Genomic DNA, 4183 nt, shown 5'->3' on the forward strand with positions numbered 1-4183 from the left:
GCTTGCCCTCCGGCACGGTCCGCGGCGCGGGCAGCGCCCCGCGGTCCACCTTGCCGCCGGCCGTCAGTGGGAAGGCCTCCAGTGCGGTCAGCGTCGCCGGGACCATGTGCTCGGGCAGCCGCTCGGCCAGCCAGGCCCGGGCCTCGGCGTACCCCGGCGCGGCGCCGGTGACGTACGCGGCCAGCCGGCCCTCGTGTGCGACCACCACGCAGCCGGTGACGCCCGGGTGGCCGGCCAGCACCTGCTCGATCTCGCCGGGCTCGACCCGGAAGCCGCGGATCTTCACCTGGTGGTCGCTGCGGCCGAGGAACTCCAGCGGGCCGTCCTCGGTGGTGCGGCGCACCAGGTCGCCGGTGCGGTACATCCGGGCGCCCCGGGCTCCGTGCGGGCCCGTTTCCGCGCCGGGTGCCGCGAACGGGTCCGCGACGAAGCGGCCGGCGGTGAGGCCGGGGCGGCCGAGGTAGCCGGAGGCCAACAGCGGCCCGCCGACGTACAGTTCACCGGCCTCGCCGGGCGGCACCGGGCGCAGCTTCTCGTCGAGCACGTGGAGTCGCCGCCCGCCGACCGCGATGCCGATCGGCACGCGGGCCTGCGACTGCTCACCGGCCGACCGGTGGGTGGTGGCGGTGACCACGGTCTCGGTCGGCCCGTACGCGTTCAGCAACGGCACCCCGGTCGCCGACCACCAGGCGGCGGCGGTGGCGGGCTCCAGCTTGTCGCTGCCGGAGATCATCAGCCGCAGGGTGCGCGGCACCCGGCCGCCCAGGGCCGCCACCACGTCCTGGAAGTAGCCCGCCGCCAGGTTGGCGACGGTGACGCCCTCGGCGTCCAGCAGGTCCAGCAGCGCGGCCGGGGCGAGGAGTCGCTGCTCCGGAAGGATCAGGCAGGCCCCGGCGGACAGCGCACCGAGCACCTGCTCCACGGCCACGTCCACGGTCGGGCGGGCGAACTGGAGCACCACGTCGTGCTCGGTCAGGCCGAAGGTCTCGACCACGGCGGCCAGGTGGCCGGTGAGCGCGGCGAGCGGCACGTGCACGCCCTTGGGGCGGCCGGTGGTGCCGGAGGTGTAGATGACGTAGCCGGCGCCCGCGCGCACGCCCGTCCCGTCGCCGAGCCCGGTGATCTCCTCGCCGTCGAAGGCGAGGTCCGCGTCGGCGTCCTCGGCGATCCAGCGGTTGCGCTCCTCGGGGGCCTCCCGGTCCAGCGGGAGGTAGGTGCCCCCCGCCCGCAGGACCGCCAGCAGCGCGACCACGTGGTCCAGCCGGTCGCGGCCGGTGACGGCGACCGTCCGCCCGGGGGCGAGCCGGGCGGCGAGGGCGGCGGTCAGGCCGTCCAGCTCCCGGTAGCTGACGGTCCGGCCGCCGGCCCGGACGGCGGGCCGCTCCGGGAAGCGGGCGGCGGCGGAGGCGAACGGCGCGAAAGCGGGCACCGTGAATTCGACGGGAAAACCGCGTGAGGACATCATCCAGCCCCAGATCGTGAGAGAGAACGGCGACGAGATTGACGATAGGAGGAATTCGACGGCCCTATCGGCAGAAGAACGGGAAGGAAATCGGCAGTTTCTCGGTGCCGAATTCCGCGCGGGTCGTCGACTACCGGCCGACCGGAATTCCGGACCCCTCGGGGGACCAGACGTCCTCCCGGTCCAGGGCCTGCGGAGCGTATTTCCCGAGCGCACTGATCAGCAGCCGGAGTTCCAGCGAGAGACATTCCGTGAAACGGCGGAGCCCGGATTCCGGATCCTCCGCGACAGCGAGCAGCGCCGCCCGCCCCAGGCCCACCGCACGGGCCCCCAGCGCCAGGCTCTTGACCGCCCGGGCGCCTTCCCAGATCCGCCCGGAGACCAGCAGGGAGGGCGGCGGCGCGGCCGCCAGCCGGCGCAGGCACTCCGCGAGCGGCAGGCCGACGTGCGGCAGGAACACCCCCGGCGCCCAGCCGGTACCGCCCTCCGCGCCGTCCACCACGACGGCGTCCGCCCCGGCCTCGTGCGCCACCCGGGCGGCCTCGGCCACGTCCCGGCCGGGGTAGAGCTTCACCCAGATCCGCACCCGCGGGTAGTTGTTGCGCATCAGCCGGATCTGCTGGCGCAGGATCTCCGCGGTGAAGGTGCCCGGGGTGGCGGCGCGCAGCACGCGCCCGTCGCCGAACAGCGGATCCAGTCCGAAGCGGTCGCCGAGCGCGGCGGCGGCATCCGCGTCCAGCACGGTCATCCCGCCCAGGCCCGGCTTGGCGCCCTGGCCGACCTTCAACTCGAAGGCCAGCCGCCCGGATTCGAGCAGCGGAAGGGCAGCCGGATCGCTGTGGACGAGGTTCCACACCTCGGCGTCGGCGTCCTCGGTGCTCTGCTGGACGGCCACACCGCCGAGCCCGTCCGGAAGTTCCTCGGTGTAGGCGCGCAGCCGGCCGAGCAGGGTGCGGTCGACCGCCTCGCCGAGCCGGCCGTAGCCGTTGACCGGCACCACGTTCTCGCCGATCACCATCGGGATCCCGAGCGCCCCGGCCTGCCGGCTCAGGGCCAGCCCGAGGTCGCCGCCGGCCGCCCGGGTGGAGCCGGTCGCGGAGACGTACACCGGCAGCGCCGAGGCGAACCCGCCGACGGTGGTGGCGAGTTCGACGTCCCGGTAGTCGGGCTCGCGGCCGAGGTCGATCAGCTTGGCGAGCCGTTGCGGCAGGAACAGCGGCGGGACGATCCGCAGGGCGTCGAGGGCGTCGGGCGGCGCCGCCTGCTCGGGCCGGCCGGCCCCGAAGAGCACGTGCCCGTACTCCTCGGCCGGAGGGAACGCGGCGGCCGCCCCGGCACGGGCCCGCCGCCGGACCTCCTCCTCCGGAAAACCGGGCGCGGTCAGGTCGCTCACGCCGCCCACCTCGCTGCGCTCGGCAGGGGCGTTCGCCCACTCGCCCCTCTCGATGGTGAGCTCGCTCCGCTCGCTCACGCCGCCCACCTCGCCGCGCTCGGCAGGGGCGTTCGCCCACTCGCCCCTCTCAATGGTGAGCTCGCTCCGCTCGCTCACGCCGCCCACCTCGCCGCGCTCGGCAGGGGCGTTCGCCCACTCGCCCCTCTCAATGGTGAGCTCGCTCCGCTCGCTCACGGCGAGACCACCCCCGCGACCTTGGGGAACGCGCTGGCCTGCCAGACGGCGTCCAGCCCGGCGACGTACCGGGTGAGCCGCTCGACCCCGATGCCGAAGCCCGCGCTGGCCGGCACGCCCTCGCGCACCAGGTCCAGGTACCAGCGGTACTTCTGCGGGTTCTCGCCGGTCTCCCTCATCCGGGTGATGATCTCCGCGTAGTCGTTGGTGCGCTGGCTGCCGCTGCACAGCTCGCCGTAGCCCTCGGGCGCGAGCAGGTCGAAGTTCCGCAGCAGGCCCGGGTCGTCCGGGTGCTCGCGGTCGTAGAAGCCGCGCGATCCCTTCGGGTAGTCGGTGACGAAGAACGGCCGGTCGCGCCGGGCGGACAGCAACGCCTCGCCCTCCCAGTCGAGTTCGGCCTCGGCGCTCTGCGGGTGGCCGATGCCGCGCAGTTCGGCGACCGCCTCGGCGTGCCGGACGCGGCCGAAGGATCCCTTCAGGAGGTCGGCGAACGCCTGCGGGTCCCGGCCGAGTTCGGCGAACTCCTTGGGCAGTTCGCGCACCGTGCTGCCGACCGTGTGCACCACCAGCTCCTCGGCCAGCCGGACGACGTCGTCCCGGCTCGCACCGGCGACCTCCACGTCCAGCTGGTGGAACTCGGCCAGGTGCCGGCTCGTGCCGGCGGTCTCCAGCGGCTCCAGGCGGACGTTCGGGGCGATGCAGAAGATCTTGTCGAAGGCGAGCAGCGAGGCCTGCTTGTACAGGATCGCGCTGGTCATCAGCTTGTAGCGGTGGCCGTAGAAGTCGATGTCCACCTGCTTGGAGCCGCGCGCGCCGGGGTCGGTGACCGGGCCGATGATCGGCGGCAGCAGCTCGGTGAAGCCCCGTCCGCGCAGGAACTCGCGGGCGGCGGTCAGCAGGTGCTGCTGGATCCGCAGCGCGCTGCGGGTGGCCGGCGCGGTCAGGTGCCGCCCCGGGTCGGTCGGGGGCAGGGGCGTGGTGTCGGGCATGGTCGGGGTCCTCTTCTCTCGGGGTGTCCGTGGTCCGCCGTCGTGAGCGCGGGCGGTCGTCTGTCGTGGAGCGCCGGCCGGGCGGACGGCCCGGCGGCTCGGCCG

At 74.6% G+C, this 4183-nt stretch carries 3 protein-coding genes; all 3 read right to left on the reverse strand.

Features of this window, described 5'->3' with window-relative positions; all coding sequences use genetic code 11:
• Positions 1-1429: amino acid adenylation domain-containing protein (locus KS423_RS39920; RefSeq protein ID WP_224284628.1), on the reverse strand; the 1429-nt coding region annotated here is incomplete at its 3' end.
• Between the two features lie 163 nt (positions 1430-1592).
• A complete protein-coding gene (locus tag KS423_RS39925; RefSeq protein ID WP_224284630.1) occupies positions 1593-2855 on the reverse strand; it encodes a glutamate synthase-related protein in 1263 nt (420 codons plus the stop codon).
• Between the two features lie 230 nt (positions 2856-3085).
• The gene (locus tag KS423_RS39930; protein WP_224284629.1) at positions 3086-4078 is read right to left on the reverse strand and encodes an asparagine synthetase A; all 993 of its coding nucleotides are present in this window, start codon (positions 4076-4078) and stop codon (positions 3086-3088) included.
• Positions 4079-4183 lie beyond the last annotated feature (105 nt).

This window comes from Streptomyces sp. LS1784, assembly GCF_020103755.1.
In the GTDB taxonomy this organism is placed as follows: Bacteria; Actinomycetota; Actinomycetes; order Streptomycetales; family Streptomycetaceae; genus Kitasatospora.

Bases quoted from the DNA above. Each gene is read 5' to 3' on its own strand.
- KS423_RS39930 (WP_224284629.1), bottom strand. From the start codon at position 4,078: ATGCCCGACACCACGCCCCTGCCCCCGACCGACCCGGGGCGGCACCTG.